The organism is Robertmurraya siralis, assembly GCF_005502275.1.
GTDB classification, from domain to species: Bacteria; Bacillota; Bacilli; order Bacillales; family Cytobacillaceae; genus Robertmurraya; species Robertmurraya siralis.
Genome location: NZ_SWLZ01000007.1, coordinates 77,747 through 104,241, shown reverse-complemented (window position 1 = coordinate 104,241; position 26,495 = coordinate 77,747). Strand labels below are relative to the sequence as shown.

Genomic DNA, 26,495 nt, shown 5'->3' with positions numbered 1-26,495 from the left:
TTAAAAACTCATTCCTTTCCAAAAGCGACTTTTTCAACCGTCCTTTTCGACTACTTTTTCCGCCTCTAAACGATGACTGCTTTTTGTCCTTCTTTTACAATGGCAGCAATCCATTCGACTTCCTCTAAAGTGAGGTCACTGTATAATGGCAAACAAAGGATTCTTCTGGAAATATCCTCAGAAACCGGACATTTGTGAGCGCTCGTCACATAAGGCAATGTATTGAGTGATGGATAAAAATATCGCCTTGAGGCAATCTGATTATCACGTAAATTTTTTTGCACTTGCAATAACAGTCCCTCCGTTTCGAACAGAATTGGATAATAAGCATAATTATATTTCGTTGACTTCATTATATCGGGCGTTTCTCGCTTGTCTCCAAGAAGTTTGCGATAAGCTTCAGATAGCTCTTTTCTCTTTTCAATCAATGCATCGACATATTTCAAATTACATAGACCCATAGCCGCGTGAAATTCCGAATTTTTACCATTCAGTCCGATCATCGCGTAATTCTCTCCAACAAAACCAAAATTCCTCATTAATTGGATCGTCTGGTCAAGTTCGCTATTTTCCGTATTGTTCATAATTGCTCCACCTTCAACCGTATGGAAGAGCTTTGTTGCATGAAAGCTAATCGCCGATAAATCTCCATATGTCAGCAATGAGCGGCCTTTGTATTGCACACCGAATGCATGTGCAGCATCGTAAATCACCAATAGATTATGCTTCCTTGCAATTTCTTCAATTCTTTCAACCTCACAAGGTATACCGAAAACATGGGTTGCCAAAATAGCCTCTGTTCTATCCGTTATCGCCGCCTCGATTTTCTCTGCGTCGATGCAAAATGTCGTCGGATCAATGTCAACAAAAACAGGGGTACAGTTCTCCCAAAGAATCGATGTCGTCGTCGCCACAAATGAAAAGGGAGTAGTAATCACTTCATTTTTTATTCCCAGGCCTTTGATGGCAAGGTGCAATGCTGATGTACCATTGTTTACATAAAAAAGGGAAGAACACTGGCAGTACTTCTTTAATTCACTTTCAAGCTGCTGGACATATATCCCTTGATTTGTAAGCCATTTCGTATCCCAAAGCTGTGAAATATACTGGTCATATTCTTCTTTAGGAGGTAGAAATGGTTGTGAGACTGGTATCATTGGAATCCCTCCTAAACACTAAGTCGTGAAGATAAGCCCCGTATTCGTTCTTATAATTTAAAGCACTCGTCAAAACCTCCGCTTCAGAAATCCACTTATTGCGAAGACTAATTTCTTCTAAGCAAGCAATCTTGTATCCTTGTCGTTTTTCTATCGTTTCCACAAAATGACTGGCATCCAAAAAACTCTCAAATGTTCCTGTGTCAAGCCAGGCAAAGCCACGTCCTAATAACCCGACCTTCAATTGCTTTCTTCGTAAATATTCCTGATTAATATCCGTAATTTCCAGTTCCCCACGGGGGGAAGGCTTTACCTTCTTTGCGATCTTCACCACTTCATTATCATAAAAATAGAGCCCTGTGACGGCATAATTAGATTTTGGCTCCTTCGGTTTTTCCTCAATGGAAATTGCGTTATGATGAGCGTCCACCTCGACAACACCAAAACGTTTCGGATCTTTTACTTGATAACCAAAAATGATCGCCCCTTCTTTTAAATTTGCTGCGATTGTTAAAATCGGGGTGAATCCTTGACCGTAGAAAATGTTATCTCCTAGAATCAGAGCGACTTTTTCATCTCCGATAAATTTTTCCCCAATAATAAAAGCATCCGCTAAACCGCGTGGATGCTTCTGTATTGCGTATTCAAGCTCAATGCCCCATTGTGAACCGTCCCCAAGCAATTGCTGAAAGGATGGAAGATCCCTCGGCGTGGTAATGATTAAAATTTCTCGAATTCCTGCTAGCATAAGAACTGATAGAGGATAATATATCATCGGTTTATCGTAAATCGGTAATAATTGTTTCGAAATAGCCTGTGTAATCGGGTACAGTCGAGTTCCTCGCCCCCCTGCTAAGATGATGCCTCTCATTTCCATCAGCCTCCATTTATCGATTTTCAAATATATCTACAAATCTTTAATAATCAAGTACGAATGATTGTCTGTCTCCTTTTCAATTTGAAATTGATAGCCCAATAAAAACTGAAGCCATTTTGAATTTTTTTTATTTATCTCTGCTCGATATTTTTCCATCCCGACCTCCTTCGCAAACGCTAAACTAAATTCGACTAATTTGACAACAATCCGATTGCCCCGATAAGCAGGAACGATTCCAAAGCTGTTGCAAAATGCTATTTTTGTTCGATAATCATTCGCATAAATAGAGGTGATCGCGATATCCTCCTTCCCAGTTGATAAGATAAAATTATAACCGTTTTTTAGCAGCTTATTGGCATACGTTGTCAACGCTTCTTTATCTTCAACAGGAAAAAGAAACTCAGAATTTAAAGCCTCAAAAATGCTACTTATTCGCCCGACATTTTCCTCTGTTAACGGAAGTAGTTCAAAACGATAGCCTTGTGCTTGAAATTGTTGCTGGTATTTTTGCACTGTAACATCATTCATATTTATGCTCCTTTTGCCTTCATTAATTTTTCTTTGCGACCATTAAAAATTCTCATCAGTTCCGAATATAAAATCTCAAATTCAAATAGCTTTAAGACCCTGCTCATAGTAAAGTAGAAAATAACTCCACTTAATCCTTGGACAAGGATACGGATGAAATATAGCTCTGGCAGCAACATTCCAACCAATAATACGAAGCCTCCCATTAACAGTGCTAAAAAAAACGAAGGGATTAAATCTTTCAGCTGTTCTTGAACAGAATAGGATATTTCCCTAGCGGAGTAGTAAGTATTTATAAACAAAGAAAGATAGGAACACAAAACCGCCGCTGTTATCAAGCCGTATATCCCTAAGGAAAACAATAAAGACGCCCCAATTAGTAGCGTCAACAATGATTTCTTTATAATCTCAAGCTTTAAAAACAAATCTGCCCTTCCCTTCACCTGAAGAATATTCAAATTTAAAGCATGCAACGGGTAAATCATCGCCGCTAAGCATAATAGTTTAAAATAACCAATCGAATGAATCCATTGTTCCCCGAGCAGCAAAGGAATGAACGATTCAGCCACCGTCAGAAATCCGATCATTAATGGAAACATGATATATGCTGCAAGCCTGATCAATCTTTCATACATATTCCGCAGTTGCAGCGCATCATCTTGAAAGCCGCTCAATACAGGATATGTAACTCTCTGAAGTGCAGCGGTTGTCGAATTAGCAATAACATCGGTCAATTTCGCCGCATTCGTATAATATCCGAGCATGGCTGCTGGATAAAGCCTTCCGATCAAAAGTGAATAAATATTTTGATAGAAAGTGTCAATTAATCCTGAGAGCAGAAGCTTGGAACCAAAACGAAATAATCTTCGAAAAAAGGCTATTTTAAATGACCATACAGGCAGCCATTTCGTAACAGTCCAAAGGAAAATAGTTTGTAAAGCTTGGGTCATCAGTGCCTGCACGACTAAACTCCATACTCCATAACCCTTTGCCGCTAAATAGACAGAGAAGATTCCAGCTAAAGTCGAAGAAGTCATTGTAATGAGCGATTGCGTTCGAAACTGAAGCTTTTTAATAAGCAGGACTCTCGGAATAATCGCAAAGGAATTGACTACGATTCCGAAAGACAAGAAGCGAATCATGATCATTAACTGTGATTCATTAAAAAAAGCACTAATATAAGGGGCCGCTACATATAAAGCCGTATACAGCAGACTCGACATCAAAATATTGAAATAAAAAATAGTAGAGTACTCTGCTCTGGACACTTCTTTCTCACGAATAAGCGCTTGAGAGAAACCACTATCAATAATCGAATTCGAGACCGCAATCACGATCGCCACCATTCCAATTAAACCAAAATGCTCCGGTGCTAAAATTCTAGCAAGAATAAGCAGGACGACAAATTGAATTCCTTGGCTTGCTAATAAATCAATAAAGCTCCAAATTAATCCACTTATCGTTCTTTCTTTTACTTGTTGGTAATCTCTCATCTATTCACACCAAGACGTACGATAGCCAGTTTCTTCAGAAGCTTCTTCAGCTTGAGTATCCATCGATAAACCCTTGGCAAGTGGTAGCGCACCCTCAATTTGATACGATGACTGACGGTTAATTCTTTGTAAAAAGTTCGATAGGGCTGTTTTTTCAGCTCCCCCATTCGATTTTGGAGCAGCAAAATAGCAAATTCGTTTTTCCTCTTTGTACTTTCAATCGCCATTTGATAACGTCCATTTGTAAAACGATGGAATTCCTCTAATAGACGATTATCAGCTTCCTTTAATTTGATTGCTTTCTCAAGCCGATCCTCCCCGGAATTTAATTGATAGTTCCAAGACATTTCAGCACCATAGCGGTATACCGCCATCATTCCATCCAAATAATAGGCATAGCCTTGACTTGCTAAATACATTTGGAGCGGGTAATCACCTACATGAGCTTTTTGAAAAAACAATGGCAGTTGCTCCGCAGACTGTTTACGGAACAGCAAGGAAGCTGTCGGGCAAAATCCACCTCCTCCAAAAATAATATCTTCCACTGGACTAATCCTACTTTTAACGTACGGTTTAATATCTGAAATCATTTTTTGTTTTCCTTCATCAAAAATTTTAGCACCATGAAAACAGAGGGTGCAGTCCGAATGATTTTCCATATAGTCGACTTGTTTCTGTAATTTATACGGATCTGTCCAATAATCATCCCCCTCGCAAAGAGCGATATACTTTCCTTGCGAAGCCTCAAGCAATCTTAAGCTATTTTCACTTGAACCAACATTATTTTGAGAAGTAATGATCCGAATCTTGTCGGGATACTGTTTTCTATATGCTTCAACAATCTCACGCGTTCTGTCGGTGCTACAGTCTTCTCCAATCAAAATTTCAAAAGCAAATTCTGTCCGTTGCATCAGAAAACCTTCTATTGCACAGCGAATATATGCTTCATGGTTATAGGTAATGCAATTAATACTCACGAGCACGCTCATTTTCAATCTCCTTCTTGTAAAAAATTTTCCCTTAATGCCTTTTTAAATCGGCTCCGTCGGATATTCGCAGTGCGCAAAAGACAACGATTAACGGAAGCATCATAATATGTGGAGAAAGGAATTGTAATGCTTGAATATAAACAAACAAAGTAATAATCGGCAATAAATAGATCCTCTCATTTCCATCCTTATAACGGGCCTTATTACAACGATAGAGTCCGAATAAGAAGATCATAAATAAGAGGAATCCGACAATTCCTCCCGCAACAAATATTTGTTGAAATCCGTTATGTGGCACATGGAAGAATCCTGCCTTTACATGCATCTCCTGAATACCGATGCCAAAAATAAGGCGATCTAATTTTGCCAGCATAAATTCTTGATATTGATTCCAAATCTCCGCCCGACCGTTTGTAAGATCAGCCTCCTGAAAACGTTTGATAATAAACTGAAACGTTGTTGGAAAAAACGTTTGAATGACAATGAAAATGGACATGATTGAAGCAGCAAGAGAAGTTGAGGCCAAAATAGAATTTTTGCTAATCCGCAAATTCATTAAGAAATAATAGGCAATCACACCGACGCTAATGACAATAAACGTTCTGGAAAGGGTTAAACTCCCATAAATAAAGGCAATAACAATACATACAACTGCCCAAGGAGGCGATAACTTTTTTGAGAACAATAAGACGAGAAAAAGGGAAAGTGCAATCGCACAGAAATAGCCGAGTGTATTTTGATCTAATGTTAACGTAATATCCGTAACATCGAACTGTGCATTCACTGTTGCAATATTCCCCAATCTGATGCCATTTTTAATAAGCAGGCTTAAGGGCATATATTTCAATGTATTTAAAAGGATGATCGTAAAGGCCGCGATAACACCCATTCCAAAAGATAATAATACGAGCGTCGGACGCTCATTTTTTTCTTTTTTCAACAAAACGAGCGCTATTAAAATAATATAAAGACTGAATTTGACAAAGCCACCAATAGAAGATTGATACAAAAAAAGATGAAAAAGTTGCAAAAGAAGAAAGGCATAGGCAGCGAACATATACCCATTAAGCACAATTTTCCCTTGCTTCAATATAAGAAAGAAAATAGCAGCTGCCACAATATAATTTCCTGGTAAGCCTGGCAAGAACGGAATAAGAAAAGCAAAGTAGGCAATGAGAAAGCTCTCGCTCAAATAAATAAAAGCAACTACCACAATCATTAAAAGTACATATTTATGAATTGGTACATCAAAATAATCGCGGAGGAGTACAGTCAAAAAAATCAGGGCAGCAAAGAAGACGAAATATTTGTTTTCGTTCCCGAATACATTCGACCAACGCTTCTGCTGGAAGGCTTTTTCCCTATTAACGGTCATGACATTATCCATATTTCTTGTATAACTCCCCGTACTTCTGTGCCACAATCGCCACATCATAAGCTTTGACGTTTTCCTTTGAGCATTTCGACATTTGCACTCTTTTCTCCTTATCTCTCGCCAGTTCTAACATCCCATCACTTAAGGCAAGCAGATCCCCGCTCTCTACTAATAAACCATTGCCCTTTATTACGTCTGCAATCCCGCCAACATTCGTTGCGATAATCGGAAGACCACTTGCCATTGCTTCTAAAATTGCTAAAGGCAAACCTTCATAAATAGAAGTAAGCACAAAGATATCTGAACGGGCCAAATAATCCTCCACATTAGACACATTTCCAGTAAAAACCACCTTATCTTTTATTCCTAGTTCAACAGCATTTTCTTCTAACGTCTTTTTCTCCTTCCCATCTCCAACCAAAATCAATGAAGCTTGCGGCAACTCTCTATTTATGATGGAAAAGGCCTGCAGCAAGAGCTTATGATTTTTAATAGGTTCTAATCTTGCTACATTAATATAAGTAATTGCTTCGTTGCTAAAGCTAGTTTCTCGATATTTTACAAGTTGAACAGGATTGTAAACTAATTCAACCTCATCTAAAGGAAGCTTGTATAGCTCAGATGCCTCCTTCCTAATTGTGCTCGAAATAGCTACTGGAATGGCTTTTTTCAACTTATAAAGACGCTCCATCAAAAAAATGAGCTTGGAAGAAAACTCGACTTTTGGCGTGCTGTGAATCGTCTGCAGCATGGATGCTGAATGGGTGCAAACCCAGGGAAAAACATAAAGGAAAGCATGTAAATGAGTATGTACGATATCCGCTTTAAACTTACTCAACTCCCTCCAAACCAGAGCAACAGTCTTTAAACTCAATTTGCCACGGTTGTTTAAAAATACGAGATCGAGCCCTTGTTTCTGCAATTCTTCTTCAAAAAACGTGTACTGAGGCGGGCTTAATGAAATTAGCTTAAGCACAAATTCGTTTCTATCTAATGCTGCCGCAAGCTGATATACCATCTTCTCTGCACCACCAATAACGAATGATGGCACAACTATAGCTACTTTTCGTTTTCTCATCTATAATCTACCCTCCCTCTTCATACGTATTTGTCCTCATGAACCCTCTATGGGGACACACTTTGTTTTTTTTTCAGCGTTCTTTGTCCTCATGAACCCTCTATGAGGACACGCTTTGTTTATTTTCAGCTTTCTTTGTCCTCATGAACCCTCTATGAGGACACACTTTGCTTTTTTTTGGCTTTCTTCGTCCTCATAAAACCCCTATAAGGACACACTTTGCTTTTTTTTGGCTTTCTTCGTCCTCATAAAACCCCTATGAGGACATGCTTTGCTCTTTTTTGGCGTTCTCTGTCCTCATGAACCCTTTATGAAGACACGCTTTGTTTATTTTCAGCGTTCTTTGTCCTCATGAACCCTCTATGAGGACACGCTTTGCTTCTTTTTGGCTTTCTTTGTCCTCATGAACCCTCTATGGGGACACACTTTGCTTTTTTTCAGCTTTCTTTGTCCTCATGAACCCTTTATGAGGACACACTTTGTTTTTTTTTGGCTTTCTTTGTCCCCATGAACCCTTTATGAGGACACGCTTTGTTTTTTTTTGGCCTTCTTTGTCCCCATGAACCCTTTATGAGGACACACTTTGTTTTTTTTCAGCGTTCTTTGTCCCCATGAACCCCCTATGAGGACACATTTTGCTTTTTTTTAACATTCTGTGTCCTCATGAGCCCTCTATGAGGACACGCTTTGCTCTTTTTTGACTTTCTTTGTCCTCATGAACCCCCTATGAGGACAAACTTTGCTTTTTTTGGCCTTCTTTGTCCTCATGAACCCTCTATGGGGACACACTTTGTTTTTTTTTCAGCGTTCTTTGTCCTCATGAACACTCTATGAGGACAAACTTTGTTTATTTTCGGCCTTCTTTGTCCTCATGAACCTTTTATGAGGACACGGGCTACTCTTTTTTGGCTTTCTTTGTCCTCATGAACCCTCTATGAGGACACACTTTGCTTTTTTTCAGCTTTCTTTGTCCTCATGAACCCTCTATGAGGACACGCTTTGCATTGCTTTTGCTTCCTACGTCCCCATGCATCCCTAAAAGGAAAAGTACCTGTTGTTCATCCAGAGTTATCAGCCTTGCCAACGATGCCAGCCCGATCGACTAAACTCATTGGGTTCGCTCAACAATGGATTACCCAACAGAGGCTGCCTCACTAGCAGAGCCCTTAAATTTTTGAGCTGTTCAGCAATCGGCGTCAGCGAACTCTTGACAGACCGAGCTAGCCAATGGTTTAAAATGGAAATAGCCAAGGGCGATTTGGTATGTCTTCTTTTGTCCCCTTCACCCTTGTTCCCCCACACACAAACCATTGGCGTGTTTGTCAAGAGCGATTGCGTGGCCTTTCCACCTAATAAGGAACCTAAACATCTAAGTCGTTTTCGTAGAACTTTTGACACTATCTCTTCATATTAAACTCTTTTTTCGCTTCGCAAAATCGTTTCTCACTCACATGCAGATACTTGAAAAAGGAGCAATCTTTCAAGATGATGAACGATACGCAATATATAATTGCTCATATTCAAGGGAGATCGATTCGATATCATATTGGGAAGACATCAAAAACCCTTGTTCTCCCATCATTTCTCTTAATTTTTTATGCTTTGCTAGCTTCAGCATAGCTTCAGCAAATTTATGAGGCTGATCTGGATCAATTAATACACCATTGTCTCTCACAATGTCTGGAACACCACCAACACGCGTTGCGATAACAGGAAGGCGCGCCCCCATTGCTTCTAGAATTGTCAGCGGCAGTCCTTCATACGATGAAGCCAATACAAAAATATCCGATGCTTTCATAAGCTCTGGGATATTTTCAACATTGCCTAAAAAATCGACTCGTTCACTAATTTTTAATTGTTCAGAAAGCAGCTTTAGCTGATTCATTAGCGTTCCTTCACCAGCCAATACTAATCTTGTATTTTCCATTTCACTTTGAACAATTGCAAAAGCTTTTAACAGCATTTTATGATTTTTTTGCGGCTCCAACCTTGCTACACATACAAACTTAATGGTATCGTCTTCTTGCCTCTTCTCTTTTTTCTTAAAAAGGCGAAGATCAACAGGATTATAAACAAGCGGAATCGCTGTCTCATGAAGGCTGTAAAAACGACTTATTTCTTGTCTAATCGTATCTGAAATAGAAACAGGAATGGCTTTTTTCAATTTAAACATCCCTCTTAAGACCACTCTATGAAGGGCTGGCAGCTCCTTAACGGGAAGGTTGTGAACAGTATGGAGCAATTTCTTGCCGCGAATCAATGTCCAGGGAGCAGCGTACAAGCAAGCACCAAGATGGCTATGAACAATTTCAGTTTGATGCTCTTCTAATGCCCTCCACATTTTTCTAAACGTGAGTAAATTGAGCCCAAGTCCTTTTTCAAGAAAAACAATCTTCACTCCAATCCGCTGAAGCTCCTGTTCAAACGTCGTTCCGGTGCTTGAATAGAGACAGATAAATTGTAAATTGAAGCGGTCTTTATTAATCGCTTTTGCCACCTGAAAAGCCATGTTTTCTGCCCCGCCAGTTTGCAAGGATGGAATCACAATGGAGAGATTGATTTTAGTCAAGCGGTCTCACCATACTTTCTCTTTCTTTTTCAGCTAAAAAGGCTTGAGACTGATACACTGTCCGAAGTTTTTTCTTATAATCAACCAAATCATTAATAGCGTGGGATTTTTCCAGTGCATTTTGCGAAAGACGATGGCGCAAGCGATCGTTTACAATAAGTTGACAAGCATACTCGACCAGTTCAGCGTCCTCATCTGAATAAAAGCCATCAACTCCGTTTTGTATCAATTCCTTTATGCCGTCCACTCCGGTAGAAACAACCGGGAGCCCCAATGTCATCGCCTCTAAAATACACATCGGTGTTCCTTCTAAACGGGAGGTCATCAGCATAAACCGTGATGCTCGCAAATACGGAAAGGGATTTGACAAACATCCGGTAAAAGTAATATTATCCTGAATATGCAATTCCTCAGCCAATGCCTTCGCTTCCCCTAATAGATTCCCTTTTCCAATTAGGACAAATCGAGCATCAGGGAGCTTTTTTACAATTTCTCCAATTATTTTAATCAGCCTTTGCGGATTCTTCTGCCAAGAAAACCTTCCTAAAAAAACACCATCATAACCAGCAATTTTCTCATGCTCAGCCATTTCTTTAATGCCTTTTTCATCAACCGCATTGTATAAAACAGATGATTTATGCCCTAAAGCTTTTGAAAAGACATACTCTGTTCGAATACTATTGGAAACGGTAAAAACATGATTAAATTTCGGTAAACAAAGCTGATACAAGAGCGACTTCACTGTAATTTTGGACATTTCGGCAAATCTACAGTGGAGATGGGATATAACCATCACCCTTCTTGAAAACTGAGAAGCAATGACACTCGCTCTAACATCATGAGCGTGAATCATATCTGGCTTGTATTCGTCAATGACCTTTTTTAATCTCCCAATAGTTAGACGCTCGAGTGGGATGTATTTCATCTTCTTCTGTTGAAGTGTCGCCCTAATCGGACCATCGGGAGAACAATAGACCATATCAATCTCTCCCTTAAACAATCTCATAATCTGGCACACCACATTTTCTGCGCCAGAAAAACTATTACTTGAAAGTAAATGCAGTACTCGCATTATTTATTAATCACCTCTCCGAAGATTGCTGGAGTCTGTTCCCTATCCATTTGCAGCAAAGCGACATAGAGTGAAGCCATTTCTTTCTCAACTGCTTGCAAAGAATACTTCTTCATGTACTGCATTCCTTTGTCGCCCATTTCTTTTCGAAGAAGAGGAGCGTGATAGAGCTCTTCAACATAGGAAGAACATTGCTCAACATCATCGACAGCCATTAAAAAACCGGTCTCTCCATCCTTCACTAAATCCCGGTTACCACGGCAATCCGTTGCTACAACCGGGAGCCCTACTGCCATGGCTTCCATGATATTCACAGGCAGTCCTTCTCTTTTTGAAGATGAAAGGGCAACATCTGAAAGCGAGAGAAGCTCGGCGATATCACTTCGGTAGCCAAGAAAAAAAACATGCTGCCTAAGCCCATGTTTTTCAACAAGCATTCGATATTTTTCTCGCAGTAACCCGTCTCCTACAAGCAGAAGCTTGATTGTGGGAATTTTATCTTTTAATTTATCGATCATCCGTATTAAAAGATCTTGCTGTTTATTTTCATTAAGCTCCGCCACAAATATTAAGATAAAGTCGTTTTCCGAGTAATGATATTGCGCTCTCAACTGACTTTTTTGCGTCTTTGTCGGCGGAGTAAATTTTTTTAAGTCAAGGCCTACACCATTTACCAATCTCACCTGATTCGCAAAAAATCTTTGCCCTTGTACATAGTCCTCGCTATTAATCGTAACCAAACAATCTGTATATCGGGAAAGCCATTTTTCAACAGGATAATAGATCGCCCAGTTCATCCACGGTGCTCCTTTGTAAAAATGGAACCCGTGCGCTGTATAGACAACTGCTGTCCCTTCCTTTCTTTTTTCCTTTGCCGCCCATCTTGTTAACGCACCCCCCATCGGTGTATGGCAATGGATAAGCGAATAATGCTGAGAGTGTATAAGCTTTTTTAATTGTTTATACGCTTGCCAATTTGACCAATTAAAAGGAGAGCGCTGAAAAGGAATATGAAACTTTTGGTCGCAAAAGGGAATGGTTGTTTTGCCGCTGCTAGCAATATGAACTTCAAACCCATTTTCTTTAAACCATTTAAGATAAGGGAGATGAAAAGACCATATATGCTCATCTATCGTGGCCGTGAATAAAATTTTCCTCATTTCATTTATTTCTCCTTGATTGATTAACGTAGATTTTCCACCAAAATTCCGCTAAATAAAGCCAAAAAGTTTTCTTCGCATCGGTTTCGCTTCTTCGGCTACAATATTTTGTCCACGTAAAAGCAGTTCTGCATTTTCCTTGTAATAAAAAATCGCATCCACGCCGAATTTTTTTGTTATCGCTTCAAACGCTTGCTGGAGAAAAAAGCCTCGTGAGTGCGTATTATGGGCATCCGATGCTATAAAATGAGTCCATTGATGCTCGATTAATTTTTCCGAGAAGAGCTTTATTTTTTTCCCGAACTGTCCAATAATACTTCCAGCAGTTAATTGCGTTAATGCCCCATCTGAAAGCAAATCGTACAGTAATTCCGGCTCTTCCACAATTTTTACATTTCGTTCGGGGTGTGGAATAATAGGCGTTATCCCCCGTAACCTTAATTCATATACCACTTCATGAAGATAATTGGGTACATTCGTGCTAGGTAGCTCCAGTAATACATATTTTCCCTGATTATCAAGTGTTAACATTTCATCTGCTTCAATAGTTTGAAAAATCTCACGATGAACTCCCAATTCTTGCCCTGGATGCAACACCAATGGAATCTTCTCTTCGATCAGATAATTGGAATATTGACGTGTCATTTGCAAGATTTTATTTTTAGGATTTTCATAGCTTCCATTTAAATGATGGGGAGTTGCAAATAGATGAGTCACTCCCTGCTCCACAGCAATGCGAGCCATTTCTAAAAACTGTGAGATATGTGATGGACCATCATCAACATCCGGAATAATATGACAATGTAAATCTATCACTGATGAATGCCTCCCCGTTTCTTTGGCTATCGGCCATAATACTCATCCTTCATCGATTCCACGCCATTAACGACAACTCCTAAAATTTTTGATTTTGCTTTCACTAATAGCTCCTTCGCTTTCAAGGCCCGGTCTTTTTGCGTTTTGCCACTTGCAATCACCAAAACGGTTCCGTCACACCTGTTGGCAATAATTTGCGGATCTGCGACTACCAGCAATGGGGGCGTATCATAGATTACATAATCATAAAAAGTATTTAATTCCTTCATTAAATTTTCCATTGCTTTAGAATTTAATAGTTCTGACGGATTGGGTGGGATCGGGCCGCTATTTAATATTTGAAGATTTCCGATATAGGAATTTGAAACTGCACCATCAATGTCAATATCCTTCGTTAATATGCTTGTCAAGCCGAATATATTGCTCAATTGGAAAGAATAGTGGATGCTAGGCTTCCTTAAATCTGCATCTACAAGCAATACTTTTTTTCCTTGCTGCGCGAGGACAATGGCTAAATTCGCCGCAGTAGTTGATTTCCCATCCCCTGGTTCAGAAGAGGTAATCATAATCGATTTTACTTCTTCATCTACTGATGCAAACAAAATGTTCGTTCTGATTAATCGATATTGCTCAGAAATAACTTCTCTAGGGTAATTATAGGCAACTAACGGAATCCCGCTCTTTTTTTCCCTAACCCTTGACTTGCGGCTCAATAATATCAACTCCCGTTCTTTTAGATTTAGCTCTTGGCCGCCCCTTTTTCTTCGGTATTTTCTGAATCGAGCCAAGCACAGGCAGCCCCAAATAGGCCTCAATTTCATCAACACTTTCCAAAGAATTGTCCAAATATTCAATGAGGAGAGCTAAACCTACTCCCACCATCATGCCAAAAATGATTCCGATCGCAATATTAATAAGTGGCTTAGGACTAACTGGAATCGGGTCTTCCTTTAATTCTGCCTTCGCCAAAATATTTACATTATCCACATTCATAATGCTTTTTATATCTTGTTGAAATGTGTCTGAAATCGTATTCACTATTTTCACAGCTCGTTCTGGTTTACTATCAGAAACAGTGATGGAAAATACTTGTGACTCCGCTTCGCTGTTTACAACAATATTTCGATTTAACTCTTCTACATTTTGACTAAGTTTTAGCTTTTCAATCACTTTCTCCAAAATAACGGGGCTTTTAATAATTACACTGTACGTATTAATTAATTCCACATTCCCTCGCATTTGCGACGGATCAAATTGGGCCATTGTATCCTTCTGATTGACCAGAATTTGTGTTGATGCTTCATATTTCGGAGTGAGCAAAAAATAAGTTACAGTTCCGCTCACTACTCCCATTAAAAAAGTCAGAATGACAATCAATTTCCAGCGTTTTATCCATATTCCAAGAAGCTCCTTCATACTAATTGAATTCTCCATTGTAACCTCCAATTTAGTAGACAAACAGTCTAGTCTTACCTCCTTGATTAATTTAGAGGAACGTCATCTGCTATTTTGCCATTTAATAAATTCGACTAGGGTTTGATATTCACGAATATCATTCTTTTCAATCCCCAGTTCCTTTAGCTCCTTAAGGAGAGCGCTCCACTCTTGTTCTCTATATAAATGCGACTCTATATTTAAATCAGGTTCTATTAACATCATAAAATCCACATTTAAGACTTTGGCGATTCTCTGCAGTACTTCTACAGAGGGGTTATTATTAATATTGCGTTCAATATTGCTCAAGTATGACTTCGAGATATTCGACAATTCAGCTAACTCAGACAGGTTATAACCTCTTTTTTTCCTTATTTTTGCGATATTTTTTCCGATCATATTTTTACCTCTTTAAGATAAATTTAATTTAAAAAGTAGATCAGCAATTCTTCAAACTAAATGCCGGAGCATTCATTCTTTATACAATTAATGACTCTCATTTGCTCCTCTAAAGTCATACTTGTTCCCGAAGGCAAGCAAAGTCCGTTTAAAAATAATTGCTCTGAAATGACATGATCTTGAACATGAGGATAAAATCTGTTTCTACTAAAAAGGGGTTGCATATGGAGCGGTTTCCACACCGGCCTTGCTTCTATATTTTCATTCGTTAACACTTTAAGGAGGTGATCCCTGTTTTTTTCAATTGCATTTTGCTCAATTAAGCAAACTGTTAGCCAGCGATTTGAACATGTGTTTTCTAACTCTGGCATAAATCGGATTTCTGGAAGTTGGCTAAGCTCCTGTTTGTACTTTGCAAAAATTTCTCGCTTCTTTTGTATACGCTTCTCCAATACCTCCATTTGTCCCCTGCCGATTCCTGCTAATACATTACTCAATCGATAATTGTAGCCCATTTCCTTATGCTGATAGTGGCTGGCAGGCTCTCTTGCTTGAGTTGCCAAAAATCGCGCCTTTTCTAATGCCTCAACATTGTTGGATACAAGCATGCCTCCTCCTGAGGTCGTGATAATTTTGTTGCCATTAAAGGAAAAAATCGCAAATTCACCAAAGCTGCCACTCATTTTTCCTTTATAAGATGCACCTAATGATTCTGCAGCATCTTCGATAATCGGAACTCCGTATTTGGAGCAAATCGCTGTCAACTCCTCCATCCTTGCTGATTGCCCATAAATATGGACAATGATCACAGCCTTTGGCAGCTTTCCTTCGCGAGAGGCTTCAAGTAAAGCTTGTTCTAAAGCCTGAGGCGACATATTCCACGTTTCTGGCTCAGAATCGATAAAAATAGGCGTCGCTCCTTGATATAAAATCGGATTTGCTGATGCAACAAAGGTTAAGCTCGAACAGAACACCGTATCCCCGGCTTTTACATGTAATAAGGAAAGAGCCAGATGAAGCGCAGCAGTCCCTGAACTTACTGCAACTGCTCCCTTTACTCCAATGTACGCCGCTATTTCGTTTTCAAATTCATCTACATTTTTTCCTAATGGCGCAACCCAATTGCTTTGGAACGCTTCACTGATATATTTCCATTCTTCTCCGCTCATATGGGGTGGAGATAAATGAATTCTTTTTCCTACCTTTGCTTTTGGCAAAGTGAATCCTCCCTTTACTTATAATTTCTTTTCTTACATTGACTTCGTTGATATTTCCTTATCAGCGCTCCCTTCGAAGTCTATTTCATCAAGGCTTACATTTTCTGTGGAAATAACTTTTAACAATGTCAGTAATAAAATGCGCATATCCAGGAAAAAGCTACGGTTTTCCACATACCAGACATCAAGTTCAAATTTTTCTTCCCAAGTGATCGCATTTCTGCCATTAACTTGGGCCCACCCTGTTATCCCCGGTTTGACCAAATGTCTTTTTGCCTGTCTCTCAGAGTACAAAGGGAGATACTCCATTAGCAATGGTCTCGGGCCAACAAGACTTACCTCACCTTTTATCACATTGAATAGCTGTGGCAGTTCATCAAGGCTATACTTTCTGAGAAACATGCCAAACGGCGTAATCCTTTGTTGATCAGGCAGTAACTGGCCATTCTGGTCATTTTCATTAGTCATTGAACGAAATTTATAGAGTTGAAACGGTTTTCCATTTAAACCGGGTCTTTGCTGCTTAAAAAGAATGGGCGTCCCTAACTTCCATCTAATAATAAGCGAGATCACTAGCATCAGTGGAGCAGCAACGATCACTAGCGGTAAAGCTATCGATAAATCTACTATTCTTTTCATCATTTCACTTCCATTATTTCTTCTACATTTCTTTCTAGCTTTAGCAAAAGTGATATTCGCAAACTATCATGCCTTTCTTGGCTATTTTTCATAAACATATGGTAAGAAGGTCAATGGCTCCAATTCATTGAAAATTGAATACCCCCCTGGGTTATTCGACTGCCATCTCCAGGCATCTTCACACATTTCTCTTATTCCCCTCTCAGCAGACCAATGTAAATTTTGTTTAGCCTTATTCGGATCTGCATAACAGATCGCTATGTCCCCTGGTCTAGGTTCAACGACTTGATAAGGAATTTCCACTCCTGAAACCGATTGAAAAGCGAATACCAACTCGAGCACACTGAATCCCTTACCCGTGCCTAAATTGTATGCTTCAATCCCATTATCTTTAATCGTTTGCGCCAACGCCTTAAGATGCCCTTTAGCCAAATCGACGACATGTATGTAATCACGTACACCAGTCCCATCCACCGTAGGATATTGATTCCCAAAAACCTGTAAATAAGGTAATTTTCCTACTGCCACTTGTGAGATGGCCGGCATGATATTATTGGGAATACCATTCGGAGCTTCACCAATTAAGCCACTTTCATGAGCTCCTATCGGATTAAAATAGCGTAAAATAGAAATGCTCCATTCTTCGTCTGAACTACATAAATCCTGTAAAATTCCCTCAATCACCATTTTCGTCCGCCCGTACGGGTTAGTTGGCTTCAGTTTGGAGTTTTCCTTAATGGGAACTGTATCTGGAGCACCGTATACTGTAGCTGATGAACTGAATACCATCTTTTTCACATGATATTTTTTCATCAAATTACAAAGGATGATCGTCCCCGTCACATTGTTCTCATAATAGCGCAGAGGAACCTTAACAGAATCTCCCACTGCTTTTAAACCGGCAAAATGGATAACAGCATCGATTTCATTCTCCATAAACACAGCTTCTACTTGATGTTGAACTGTTAAATCCGCCGTATATAGTTTAATGTTCTTGCCCGTAATCATATGAATCCTTTCAAGGGCTGCAAAATGACTATTGGCAAAGTTATCGATGACAATGACATCGTACCCTTCATTCAAAAGCTCAACACATGTATGGCTTCCTATATAGCCGGCTCCACCTGTTACAAGAATGGCCAATTGCTTTTCACCTCCAAATTAATGAATAAGAATTAAAGCGCTAGCGGCGCGTTCGGAACAATTAAAGTTCGATTTAAGATAGCTGAAACTCGCTGCACACAAACGGAAATTTCCATCCCTTAAAAACAAAAAGTACTTTGCCCAGTCTAATTCCAGTTAAGAATCAACTCAGGTTCAGTACTTTTTGTTTTTACACCATTAAATCGGCAAGCGCAGTAATGGGCATCTCCTAATCCGTTCGCTTCCTTTTTTCTAATATAGTTGAGATTCGCCATATTAGAAAAGCATGTCATATTAATATTTTTTTAGCAGTGTTTCTTCCAGTTCATGCGATTTAGCAAAATGATCCTCAGGTAGCTCGTTTTCCACGTCCTGTGACAATAATCATATCCTCTTCCTCAGCGATATATTGGCGTTGGTTTTCGACAATTGGAAGCTTCCCATTCGGCTGGAATTTTGACGCTCGCAAAAATTTCGGACCAAGCCCTGCAGCTGGAATAATCGTTTTTCTAAATCTCATCCTCGGTCACCTATCTATAATACTGCTAATCTTTTACTGCTATTTTCTTGCTTATTACTCAGCTCCAGCAATCGTTCCTTTAATGTAGGTTCATCTAATAGCGGATATTCATTAATGAGTTGTATAATCTCCTCAACATTGTAATTAGTTGTTTTCCCCGTATAGATCTTTGGAAATACTTGAATCTCGTTATATTCGTTTGGATTTAGTAATTCTTCATATAATTTCTCCCCAGGCCTCATTCCTGTGAATTCAATCCCTATTTCTTCCACTGAGTTTCCCGATAGCCTAATTAAGTTCATCGCCAATTCGACAATTTTCACTGGTTCTCCCATATCTAACACAAAGATTTCGCCACCATTTGCCAATGCACCAGCCTGAATAACCAACCTAGACGCTTCTGGAATCGTCATAAAATAGCGGACCATTTCTGGATGCGTTACGGTCACAGGTCCCCCTTGCTGGATTTGCCTTTTAAATAGGGGAATGACACTTCCTCTACTTCCTAAGACATTTCCAAATCGAACAGCGACAAATTTTGTCTCACTTTCCAAATTAAGGTTTTGAATAAGAATTTCTGCGAGACGCTTACTTGCCCCCATTACGCTTGTTGGATTAACAGCTTTGTCTGTTGAGATCATGACAAATTCATCAACATGGCTCCATTTTGCTGCATTCGCTACATTCAATGTTCCAATGATATTGTTCTTCACAGCTTCTTCGGGATTACTTTCCATTAATGGAACATGTTTATGTGCAGCTGCATGATAGACTACATTCGGGTGATGCTTACTCATAATCGTCAGCATTTTATCCCCGTCTTGAATATCTGCAATTTCCGCCACGAACTCTATCTCTTTATACCTATACATTTCCTTCAATTCCAGCAAAATTGTGTAAATGCTATTTTCACCATGTCCAAGTAAAATCAGCTTTTTGGGAGTGAATTTGCAAATTTGGCGGCAAATTTCGGAACCAATTGAGCCTCCAGCACCGGTGATTAAGACAATTTTCCCCTTAATAAATTCAGATATTTTTTCCGTATCTAATTGTACAGGCTCTCTTCCTAATAAATCTTCTACTTGAACATCTCTAAAATGATTGACTGATACTTTCCCAGTCATGATGTCTTCTAATTTCGGAATCGTTTGCGTCTTTTTTCCCGTATTCACACATGCCTGAACAATTTTATTAAGTTCCTTTTTTCCGAGTGAAGGGATCGCAATCACAATCGTTTCTATCGCCAAATTTTTCACTGCTTTCTCAATTATTTCCCTACCACCCAATACTGGAATTCCTAGTATATCAAGCTGGTGTTTTTTTTCATCGTCATCTATAAATGCGACTGGCTTCAACTCACAATAATGATTATTTAGCAATTGTCTGGCCACCATTGTTCCTGCAGAGCCAGCTCCAACAATAAGAGTGCGTTTTTTATCATCCACCTCCTGTTTATGAGAATTACTGATGATCCTCCAACAAAATCGTGAACCACCAATCAACAGCATATGGAGCATCCAGGTAACAACCAGCAATCGATAATCGATCGTTTGGAACATAATAAACTGTAAACAGGAAACAAATAGAAATGTATTTGTGATCGTTTTAAAGACGATCATTAATTCACCAATGCTCGCATACATCCACGCTTTTTTATAAAGTTTGTATAAATAGCTAAAGAAATGATGGCAAATAAGTAAAATACCTATACTTAGCAAAAATGTTGCCGATCTATCATTAAGATTCGAATCAACTAAATGACTTCCTATTAAAAACGCTGTGATGACAATAATAGAGTCAGTAAAGAAAAAAACCGACAATCTTTTTCGATATTCCACTCCTATACCCCTTTCTCAAAAATGGCCATGTTAAACAAATTTAACCGCTTGCATACGGAAAGAAGTTTGCAATCGGTCACATCAGCCACTTCGATCATTCACAACCAAAGAACAAAAGCGCGGGGCGCCTTCGGAACAATTAAAGTTTATTCCTGCGATGATTATTCAAAGTTGTTTCCTTCTTGCTGTTCAAACGATCAAGGGTCTGTTCTTTCCTTATCGAAGGTTGTAAAAATGCAAATACCGATTTTTGTTAGTCTTTGGCTGCTTGCAAAAAACTAGATATACTCATTAAAATGAACAAATAAAATTTATAAATTCCTAAATCAAAACAGATTGGGCATCTAACCCACCCTCACATCACACTATCGACGACTTGCGTCTAAGGTTGATCCAACCCACAGCATGATCGAGTGCCTTCATTGATATTGGCAAGAAGACATCGCCGAATCCGAAATAGTTCTTTATAAAGAACGATAAAAGTAAAAAAATCGCACACGGAAAAATTAGTTATTCCCCTAAAAATACCTAATAAAATCAGCATTGGCCGATTCTTTATAACGAATAAATTCTATATAAAGAACTATAACACCTTTATAAGGAACGATACAAGTGTTTTTTGTGATTTTCTCCCATTCTTTAATAAAACTTTAACTTCCCAGAGGGAGGAGAAGGTAAAAATTCGGCAAAATAGCAAAAATCACATAATATACACGAAATGTATTTTTTTAAACTACCCTTTTTCGACAATTCATAGTAACATGGAAAAATATGAATTGATTGAAGGAGATTTGTCTAACATGAAACAGGAACAATGGACATCAAAGCTAGGATTTATTTTAGCTGCCGCTGGGTCTGCAATTGGACTAGGAGCAATTTGGAAATTCCCATATGTAGCGGGAACTAATGGAGGCGCCGTGTTTTTCCTAATTTTTATTGTTTTTACCGTATTGATTGGAACGCCCATTTTAATTGCGGAATTTGTCATCGGCAGAAGTACACAAAAAGATGCGGTCAGCTCCTATCGTCAACTTGCTCCCGGTTCGGCCTGGCAATTACTCGGATACTTAGGAGTAGTCGCTTCCATTATTTTATTATCCTTTTATAGTGTTGTTGGAGGATGGATTTTATCTTACTTATGGAGAAGTATAACGGGAGCATTTTCTGGATTATCGCCAACCGGATATGTCGACCTTTTTAACCATACAATTGGAAATACAACCGAAGTCATCATTGCCCAATTTATCTTTCTTCTCATTACAATTTGGGTCGTTCAAGGTGGCATTCAAAAAGGAATTGAAAAAGCTAATAAATATTTGATGCCAGCATTGTTCATCCTTTTTATCGTTCTTGCGATCCGCTCCATCACCTTGGAAGGAGCATTGGAGGGAGTCTCTTTCTTATTAAAGCCGGACTTTAGCAGTGTTACTGGGGAGACATTTCTCCTTGCTTTAGGTCAATCCTTTTTTGCTTTAAGCGTAGGGATATCTGTTATGGTCACATATGCTTCCTACTTAGCAAAAACGGAAAATATGATGAAGTCAGCATTTTCCGTTGTCGGATTAAATATTTTGATTTCATTATTAGCCGGACTGGTTATCTTCCCAGCGGTATTTGCTCTTGGATTTGAGCCTGGTGAAGGACCAGGGCTTGTTTTCGTCGTTCTTCCAGCTGTCTTTAACAAGATCGCATATGGCGGATTAATCTTAACGATTTTCTTAATTTTATTGCTGTTCGCGACCTTAACATCTGCTTTTTCAATCCTTGAGATTGTCGTGGCAGCAAGTGTTAAAAATGAAATTGGCAAAAGAAAAAAAGCAACATGGCTTGCTGGTATTCTTATCTTTATTGTTGGCGTACCGAGTGCACTTTCTTTTGGCAGCCTAGCTGATATAAGCATTTTTAATAAAAATATTTTTGATTTCGCCGATTTTCTCGTCAGTAACATTAGCTTACCGCTTGGTGCCTTCTTTATCTCTTTATTCATCGGTTATCGCATGCCGAGACAAATGGTCAAAGAAGAGCTCAATCTCGGCACAAACGGATTAGGTACCCTCTTCGATATTTGGTACTTCACCATTCGTTACATTGTCCCTGTCGGCATCATTTTTGTCTTCTTGAATTCAATCGGAATCTTTTAAAGAATAGATGGCTGCCAACTAAATTGATAGCCATAAGCCAAAAATCAACAGAATCATATAACATAACTAATATGTAAAGAATTATTCACGAAAGAAAACAGTCGACCAACCTTTGGCATGGTACACTATAAATAGATAGAAGTGTCATGGAAAGGATGGTGAAAATATGGGTTCCATCGGTGATAACATTAAGCTATACCGGGAAAGGGCCAATATGTCCCAAGAGGAGCTCGCAGTTAAAATTCGTGTTGGTACATCCAGAATTGAAAAATATGAAACTGGGCAGCACATTCCTACAAAAGCGACACTTTTGAAAATCTCAACTGTGCTGGACGTACCAGCAGCAGAACTACTACAAAATAATGATGAAATGAATGGTACAATGTTCGAGCAAGTATAATACCATTTCTTTTTTTGGCGAAGCTCTCTCACCTTCTATTAGCAGCTTGAAATAAGCATGCTTCATAATGTGATTATTGGCTCATCCTTTTTTTGCAAACTTAGGGGATGAGCTGATAATTGATTTCAACAAAAAAATCAAACAAAGAACAGGCCGAAAATTTGGTCTGTTCTCTCGTTTTTTAGACTTCATCAACACAGAGCGAATCTAAATGATAAACAAATAACTCATAGATCTTGTCTTTTCCCAACCTCTTTGGTTCCAGCAACGCATGCATAGCAGTACCGTCTAATAACGAATATAATCTTTCCATTTCAATTTCTTTATTAAGATTTTTCCGCAATATCTTCTCTTGGTCCAGATAGAGGATTAAGTTGCGAATCCCATCATAAATTCCATCCTGCTGTGCATCAAAACCTTCTTTTTTATATCTTGCATAAGCAATAAAAGAAAACCATACTTCCATTTCCGCCATCGATTCAGTATCTGTTGGGACAATCTCAAGCAGGATTTGTAAGACTTTTTCTTTTGGAGGTAATTCTTTCAGGGCTATTTTTTTAATTCGTTTTGTAACTCTTTCAATGACAAGATTCATAGCAAATTCTAGCAACTCATCTTGAGTAGAAAAATAATGACGTAAAGCACCTAATGAGAGACCAGCCTCTTTTGCTATATTCCTAACTGTCGCCCCTTCCATTCCCTGTTCTTGAATGACTCTCCATGAGGCTTCGGCAATTTGCTTTTTTCTTAATTCGTGATCAACTATTTTTGGCATAACTCTATTGTATCAAAAAAAAATCACTTTTATAATACGATTGTATTATTTTAATTATGATGCTATACTTTGTTTTAAATAATACAAATGTATTATAAAGGAGTGACCTATTTGAGTACTGTTGGTTGGATGATCGTTTTTTGTGAGATCGCATTTTGGATTGTCATTATTCTTGGATTAGTAGCACGTTATATTTTTAAGCTAAAACGATTAGGGATGTTTTTTTTGGCTCTTACCCCACTAATTGATTTAATATTGTTGATTACAGCAGGCATTGATTTATATCGGGGTGCAGTCGCGTCCACGGCACATGGTATTGCTGCTGTTTATATTGGGGTCTCCATTGCATTTGGTAAAAGTATGATTGAATGGGCAGATCAACGCTTTCAATATTACGTAACAAAACAGGGGGAAAAACCGAAGAAACGATACGGAATCGATTATGCTAAGCATTATATAAGAGGCTGGGTCAAACATTTAATCGCCTATCTCATTGGGGCCGGCTTATTAGTAGGATTGATCTTTTGGATAGATACTCCTTCAAAAACAGAAGCGTTCAATGGGATTATCCAAATCTGGTCGATCGTTTTAGTTGTAGATCTTCTCATTGCAATTTCAAATTTTATTTGGCCTACAAAAGAAAAGGCTCCATCAGCGTAACAAACCATTTAACGAAGCTGTCCCAAAAGTATTTTGATACACACTTGGGAGAGCTTCGCCTTTTTATTCCCCCATTTAGTTTTAAACCTGAGGCGCTAAATCCAATGCTTTTGGATATATCGGCGATTATTTAAATATATCGGCGAAAATCGGATTATATCGGCGTTTTTTCAAATATATCGGCGAAACGCCAAAAACCGACAAAAAAAGAGACGCTGACATGACAGCATCTCTAAAAAATTTAAAATTGTCTCTCTAAAAAACGCTTCATTCTTTTAATGGACTCCTGCAATTGTTCCATTGAAGACGCATAGGAACAACGTATATGCCCCTCACCGCTTTGACCAAATACATTTCCGGGAACAACAGCTACTTTTTCCTCCACTAATAATCTTTCAGCAAACTGTTCTGACGTTAGCCCTGTGCGTTCGATAGATGGAAATGCATAAAATGCTCCTCCAGGCGTATGGCATTCAAGACCAATCTCATTTAATGACTGCACAAAATAATTTCTTCTTCTTCGGTAGCTTTTTCTCATCCCGTTTACATCTTCATTGCCATGCTTTAACGCTTCAATTGCGGCAAATTGAGCCATTGTCGGTGCACACATCATCGCATATTGATGAATTTTTAGCATTGCCTCGGTCAATTCCTTTGGTGCACAAACGAAGCCTAAACGCCACCCCGTCATTGCAAATCCTTTCGAGAAACCAGAAATCAAGATCGTTCTCTCTCTCATCTCTTCAATTGCGGCAAAGCTGACAAATTTTTCATCATATGAAAGCTCAGCGTAAATCTCGTCAGAAATGATCACTAAATCATGATTCTTCGCCACGGTAGCAATTGCCTCAAGATCCTGCTCATTAAGCATAGTGCCAGTAGGATTATTAGGAGAACAAAGAATGATGGCCTTCGTCCGATGCGTGATTACTTCCTCTAACTCTGCTGGTGTAACCTTAAAATCATTTTCCTTTTTCGTCTGTACAGCAACACCTTTGCCACCGGCCAAATTGACAAGTGGGATATAGGAAACAAAGCTTGGTTCAATGACAATGACCTCATCTCCCGGATCTACCACTGCTCTCAATGCTATATCTAGCGCCTGACTGGCACCCACCGTCACAATCATTTCATTGCTTGCCGAGTACTGGAGGCCAAAGCTGTTCTCCATATAGGCAGCGATTTCTTCTCTTAATTCAAGCAAGCCTGCATTTGCTGTATACGATGTATAGCCTTGTTCGAGAGAAAGAATGGCCGCTTCTCTGACAGACCATGATGTTACAAAGTCAGGTTCTCCAACACCAAGAGAAATAACGCCTTCCATTCCCGCTGCAAGATCGAAAAAACGGCGGATTCCAGAAGGTTTTAGTTCTTCCACAGTTTTTGATAAATATGTTTTTGTTTGTTTCATTAAGGTGACACCACAATTCGTTTATCTTTTTCGCCCTTTTCAAAAATGGTGCCGTCATGCTTATATTTTTTTAAAATAAAATGAGTGGTGGTAGAAAGCACTGAATCTAATGTGGACAATTTTTGAGAAACAAAGTTTGCTACTTCATTCATCGATTTTCCTTCAACAATAACTGATAAATCATACGCTCCAGACATCAAATACAAAGCTTTTACTTCTTTAAAACGATAAATCCTTTCTGCTATTTCATCGAAGCCTACCCCACGTTTCGGAGTAACCTTGACATCGATCATCGCTGTAACACCTTCATGTCCAGATATTTTTGACCAATCAACAATAGAAGAATACTGGACGATCACATTGTTCTCCTCTAATTTCTTGATTAATGCCTCTGCTTCATTTACACTGATGTTTACCATTTTAGCGATATCAACAACTTTTGTTCGAGCATCTTGTTCAAGAATTTCTACGATCTCTAATTCTTTTTCAGTTAGCTTCATCCATGACCCACCTTTAATATCAAAATAGCTAGCAATTTACATTCGTACTCAAATTAATAAAAATTAAATACAAACGTCATAAAATAACTAAATTATAGCAAAATATCCATAAGTTGATCAATTTCAGATTGAGCAATGGGGAAAAAGGTCTGCCATATAACGTTGTTGCACGTTCGATCTATAAGGAACCTTGAACAAACTGACCTAGTTTTCCCATAAAATGAGCAAAAATCATCAGCGTTATTTTGATATTTAAGCACTATTGCAGCAGAATGGAAGCACGACCTTTAAATTGGAAGGAGGA

General features: G+C 38.8%; 25 protein-coding genes. 3 read left to right on the top strand and 22 right to left on the bottom strand.

Going from position 1 to position 26,495, the window contains the following annotated elements; all coding sequences use genetic code 11:
* Nucleotides 1–65 precede the first annotated feature (65 nt).
* The 19 genes from FCJ93_RS11210 to FCJ93_RS11120 form a co-directional block, all read right to left on the bottom strand.
* Nucleotides 66–1,157: a DegT/DnrJ/EryC1/StrS family aminotransferase gene (locus tag FCJ93_RS11210; protein ID WP_137743707.1), complete on the bottom strand. Its 1,092-nt coding sequence runs from the start codon at nt 1,155–1,157 to the stop codon at nt 66–68.
* Complete coding sequence (gene rfbA / locus FCJ93_RS11205; protein WP_095314305.1) at nt 1,123–2,028, bottom strand: glucose-1-phosphate thymidylyltransferase RfbA; 906 nt, start codon at nt 2,026–2,028, stop codon at nt 1,123–1,125. Before rfbA ends, FCJ93_RS11210 begins: the two co-directional genes overlap by 35 nt.
* A 36-nt stretch (nt 2,029–2,064) precedes the next feature.
* On the bottom strand, nt 2,065–2,562 hold the full coding sequence (locus tag FCJ93_RS11200) for a GNAT family N-acetyltransferase (protein ID WP_137743706.1): 498 nt from the start codon (nt 2,560–2,562) through the stop codon (nt 2,065–2,067).
* Between the two features lie 2 nt (nt 2,563–2,564).
* Nucleotides 2,565–4,055, bottom strand: a complete 1,491-nt coding sequence (locus tag FCJ93_RS11195; protein WP_137743705.1) for a lipopolysaccharide biosynthesis protein — start codon at nt 4,053–4,055, stop codon at nt 2,565–2,567.
* On the bottom strand, nt 4,052–5,044 hold the full coding sequence (locus tag FCJ93_RS11190; protein WP_137743704.1) for a glycosyltransferase family 2 protein: 993 nt from the start codon (nt 5,042–5,044) through the stop codon (nt 4,052–4,054). Before FCJ93_RS11190 ends, FCJ93_RS11195 begins: the two co-directional genes overlap by 4 nt.
* 31 nt (nt 5,045–5,075) lie before the next feature.
* Nucleotides 5,076–6,431 carry an O-antigen ligase family protein gene (locus FCJ93_RS11185; RefSeq protein ID WP_170211290.1) on the bottom strand — a complete coding sequence of 452 codons (1,356 nt, stop codon included), beginning with the start codon at nt 6,429–6,431 and terminating at the stop codon, nt 5,076–5,078.
* Nucleotides 6,424–7,497, bottom strand: a complete 1,074-nt coding sequence (locus FCJ93_RS11180) for a glycosyltransferase (protein WP_137743702.1) — start codon at nt 7,495–7,497, stop codon at nt 6,424–6,426. Before FCJ93_RS11180 ends, FCJ93_RS11185 begins: the two co-directional genes overlap by 8 nt.
* Nucleotides 7,498–8,977: 1,480 nt before the next feature.
* The gene (locus tag FCJ93_RS11170; protein ID WP_137743701.1) at nt 8,978–10,066 is read right to left on the bottom strand and encodes a glycosyltransferase; all 1,089 of its coding nucleotides are present in this window, start codon (nt 10,064–10,066) and stop codon (nt 8,978–8,980) included.
* Nucleotides 10,059–11,072, bottom strand: coding sequence for a glycosyltransferase (locus FCJ93_RS11165; RefSeq protein WP_170211289.1), 1,014 nt, complete (start codon nt 11,070–11,072; stop codon nt 10,059–10,061). The genes FCJ93_RS11170 and FCJ93_RS11165 overlap by 8 nt, the downstream gene beginning before the upstream one ends.
* A gap of 65 nt (nt 11,073–11,137) precedes the next feature.
* Nucleotides 11,138–12,298, bottom strand: coding sequence for a glycosyltransferase family 4 protein (locus FCJ93_RS11160; protein ID WP_095311220.1), 1,161 nt, complete (start codon nt 12,296–12,298; stop codon nt 11,138–11,140).
* 51 nt (nt 12,299–12,349) lie between these two features.
* A complete protein-coding gene (locus FCJ93_RS11155; RefSeq protein ID WP_137743699.1) occupies nt 12,350–13,114 on the bottom strand; it encodes a tyrosine-protein phosphatase in 765 nt (254 codons plus the stop codon).
* Between the two features lie 26 nt (nt 13,115–13,140).
* Nucleotides 13,141–13,827, bottom strand: coding sequence for a CpsD/CapB family tyrosine-protein kinase (locus FCJ93_RS11150; protein WP_211344110.1), 687 nt, complete (start codon nt 13,825–13,827; stop codon nt 13,141–13,143).
* The gene (locus tag FCJ93_RS11145; RefSeq protein WP_137743698.1) at nt 13,805–14,548 is read right to left on the bottom strand and encodes a YveK family protein; all 744 of its coding nucleotides are present in this window, start codon (nt 14,546–14,548) and stop codon (nt 13,805–13,807) included. The genes FCJ93_RS11150 and FCJ93_RS11145 overlap by 23 nt, the downstream gene beginning before the upstream one ends.
* A gap of 63 nt (nt 14,549–14,611) precedes the next feature.
* Nucleotides 14,612–14,947 (bottom strand): helix-turn-helix domain-containing protein, encoded by a 336-nt coding sequence (locus tag FCJ93_RS11140; protein ID WP_095311228.1) that lies wholly within the window; start codon nt 14,945–14,947, stop codon nt 14,612–14,614.
* A gap of 56 nt (nt 14,948–15,003) precedes the next feature.
* Nucleotides 15,004–16,116 carry a DegT/DnrJ/EryC1/StrS family aminotransferase gene (locus tag FCJ93_RS11135; RefSeq protein WP_095311383.1) on the bottom strand — a complete coding sequence of 371 codons (1,113 nt, stop codon included), beginning with the start codon at nt 16,114–16,116 and terminating at the stop codon, nt 15,004–15,006.
* An 81-nt stretch (nt 16,117–16,197) separates the two neighbouring features.
* Nucleotides 16,198–16,803: a sugar transferase gene (locus tag FCJ93_RS11130; RefSeq protein ID WP_095311230.1), complete on the bottom strand. Its 606-nt coding sequence runs from the start codon at nt 16,801–16,803 to the stop codon at nt 16,198–16,200.
* 81 nt (nt 16,804–16,884) lie between these two features.
* The gene (galE, locus tag FCJ93_RS11125; protein ID WP_095311232.1) at nt 16,885–17,946 is read right to left on the bottom strand and encodes a UDP-glucose 4-epimerase GalE; all 1,062 of its coding nucleotides are present in this window, start codon (nt 17,944–17,946) and stop codon (nt 16,885–16,887) included.
* 349 nt (nt 17,947–18,295) lie between these two features.
* A complete protein-coding gene (locus tag FCJ93_RS25885) occupies nt 18,296–18,466 on the bottom strand; it encodes a hypothetical protein (RefSeq protein ID WP_170211288.1) in 171 nt (56 codons plus the stop codon).
* A gap of 14 nt (nt 18,467–18,480) precedes the next feature.
* The gene (locus FCJ93_RS11120; protein WP_137743697.1) at nt 18,481–20,304 is read right to left on the bottom strand and encodes a polysaccharide biosynthesis protein; all 1,824 of its coding nucleotides are present in this window, start codon (nt 20,302–20,304) and stop codon (nt 18,481–18,483) included.
* Between the two features lie 800 nt (nt 20,305–21,104).
* Between FCJ93_RS11120 and FCJ93_RS11115 the strand changes: the two genes are divergently transcribed.
* Both FCJ93_RS11115 and FCJ93_RS11110 read left to right on the top strand, forming a co-directional pair.
* Nucleotides 21,105–22,445, top strand: a complete 1,341-nt coding sequence (locus tag FCJ93_RS11115) for a sodium-dependent transporter (RefSeq protein ID WP_095311236.1) — start codon at nt 21,105–21,107, stop codon at nt 22,443–22,445.
* A 166-nt stretch (nt 22,446–22,611) separates the two neighbouring features.
* Entirely contained in the window at nt 22,612–22,845 is a 234-nt protein-coding gene (locus FCJ93_RS11110; RefSeq protein ID WP_095311238.1) for a helix-turn-helix domain-containing protein, read from the top strand.
* A 181-nt stretch (nt 22,846–23,026) separates the two neighbouring features.
* Here the strand turns inward: FCJ93_RS11110 and FCJ93_RS11105 are convergent, their stop codons facing one another.
* The gene (locus FCJ93_RS11105) at nt 23,027–23,620 is read right to left on the bottom strand and encodes a TetR/AcrR family transcriptional regulator (RefSeq protein WP_095311239.1); all 594 of its coding nucleotides are present in this window, start codon (nt 23,618–23,620) and stop codon (nt 23,027–23,029) included.
* Nucleotides 23,621–23,731: 111 nt separating this feature from the next.
* On the opposite strand from FCJ93_RS11105, the gene FCJ93_RS11100 reads away from it, so the two are divergent.
* Complete coding sequence (locus FCJ93_RS11100) at nt 23,732–24,280, top strand: hypothetical protein (protein ID WP_137743696.1); 549 nt, start codon at nt 23,732–23,734, stop codon at nt 24,278–24,280.
* A gap of 241 nt (nt 24,281–24,521) precedes the next feature.
* Here FCJ93_RS11100 and FCJ93_RS11095 read toward each other — a convergent pair whose 3' ends face one another.
* Together FCJ93_RS11095 and FCJ93_RS11090 are read right to left on the bottom strand one after the other, a co-directional pair.
* Nucleotides 24,522–25,691: an aminotransferase gene (locus tag FCJ93_RS11095; RefSeq protein ID WP_137743695.1), complete on the bottom strand. Its 1,170-nt coding sequence runs from the start codon at nt 25,689–25,691 to the stop codon at nt 24,522–24,524.
* Nucleotides 25,691–26,191, bottom strand: a complete 501-nt coding sequence (locus FCJ93_RS11090) for an Lrp/AsnC family transcriptional regulator (protein ID WP_137743694.1) — start codon at nt 26,189–26,191, stop codon at nt 25,691–25,693. Before FCJ93_RS11090 ends, FCJ93_RS11095 begins: the two co-directional genes overlap by 1 nt.
* Nucleotides 26,192–26,495 lie beyond the last annotated feature (304 nt).

What these genes read in the sequence shown, in the direction of transcription:
- FCJ93_RS11210 (WP_137743707.1), bottom strand. Translation starts at nt 1,157, where the DNA reads ATGATACCAGTCTCACAACCATTTCTACCTCCTAAAGAAGAATATGAC.
- rfbA (WP_095314305.1), bottom strand. Translation starts at nt 2,028, where the DNA reads ATGAGAGGCATCATCTTAGCAGGGGGGCGAGGAACTCGACTGTACCCG.
- FCJ93_RS11200 (WP_137743706.1), bottom strand. Translation starts at nt 2,562, where the DNA reads ATGAATGATGTTACAGTGCAAAAATACCAGCAACAATTTCAAGCACAA.
- FCJ93_RS11195 (WP_137743705.1), bottom strand. Translation starts at nt 4,055, where the DNA reads ATGAGAGATTACCAACAAGTAAAAGAAAGAACGATAAGTGGATTAATT.
- FCJ93_RS11190 (WP_137743704.1), bottom strand. Translation starts at nt 5,044, where the DNA reads ATGAGCGTGCTCGTGAGTATTAATTGCATTACCTATAACCATGAAGCA.
- FCJ93_RS11185 (WP_170211290.1), bottom strand. Translation starts at nt 6,431, where the DNA reads ATGGATAATGTCATGACCGTTAATAGGGAAAAAGCCTTCCAGCAGAAG.
- FCJ93_RS11180 (WP_137743702.1), bottom strand. Translation starts at nt 7,497, where the DNA reads ATGAGAAAACGAAAAGTAGCTATAGTTGTGCCATCATTCGTTATTGGT.
- FCJ93_RS11165 (WP_170211289.1), bottom strand. Translation starts at nt 11,072, where the DNA reads ATGAGATTGTTTAAGGGAGAGATTGATATGGTCTATTGTTCTCCCGAT.
- FCJ93_RS11160 (WP_095311220.1), bottom strand. Translation starts at nt 12,298, where the DNA reads ATGAGGAAAATTTTATTCACGGCCACGATAGATGAGCATATATGGTCT.
- FCJ93_RS11145 (WP_137743698.1), bottom strand. Translation starts at nt 14,548, where the DNA reads ATGGAGAATTCAATTAGTATGAAGGAGCTTCTTGGAATATGGATAAAA.
- FCJ93_RS11140 (WP_095311228.1), bottom strand. Translation starts at nt 14,947, where the DNA reads ATGATCGGAAAAAATATCGCAAAAATAAGGAAAAAAAGAGGTTATAAC.
- FCJ93_RS11135 (WP_095311383.1), bottom strand. Translation starts at nt 16,116, where the DNA reads ATGAGCGGAGAAGAATGGAAATATATCAGTGAAGCGTTCCAAAGCAAT.
- FCJ93_RS11130 (WP_095311230.1), bottom strand. Translation starts at nt 16,803, where the DNA reads ATGAAAAGAATAGTAGATTTATCGATAGCTTTACCGCTAGTGATCGTT.
- FCJ93_RS25885 (WP_170211288.1), bottom strand. Translation starts at nt 18,466, where the DNA reads ATGAGATTTAGAAAAACGATTATTCCAGCTGCAGGGCTTGGTCCGAAA.
- FCJ93_RS11115 (WP_095311236.1), top strand. Translation starts at nt 21,105, where the DNA reads ATGAAACAGGAACAATGGACATCAAAGCTAGGATTTATTTTAGCTGCC.
- FCJ93_RS11110 (WP_095311238.1), top strand. Translation starts at nt 22,612, where the DNA reads ATGGGTTCCATCGGTGATAACATTAAGCTATACCGGGAAAGGGCCAAT.
- FCJ93_RS11105 (WP_095311239.1), bottom strand. Translation starts at nt 23,620, where the DNA reads ATGCCAAAAATAGTTGATCACGAATTAAGAAAAAAGCAAATTGCCGAA.
- FCJ93_RS11095 (WP_137743695.1), bottom strand. Translation starts at nt 25,691, where the DNA reads ATGAAACAAACAAAAACATATTTATCAAAAACTGTGGAAGAACTAAAA.
- FCJ93_RS11090 (WP_137743694.1), bottom strand. Translation starts at nt 26,191, where the DNA reads ATGAAGCTAACTGAAAAAGAATTAGAGATCGTAGAAATTCTTGAACAA.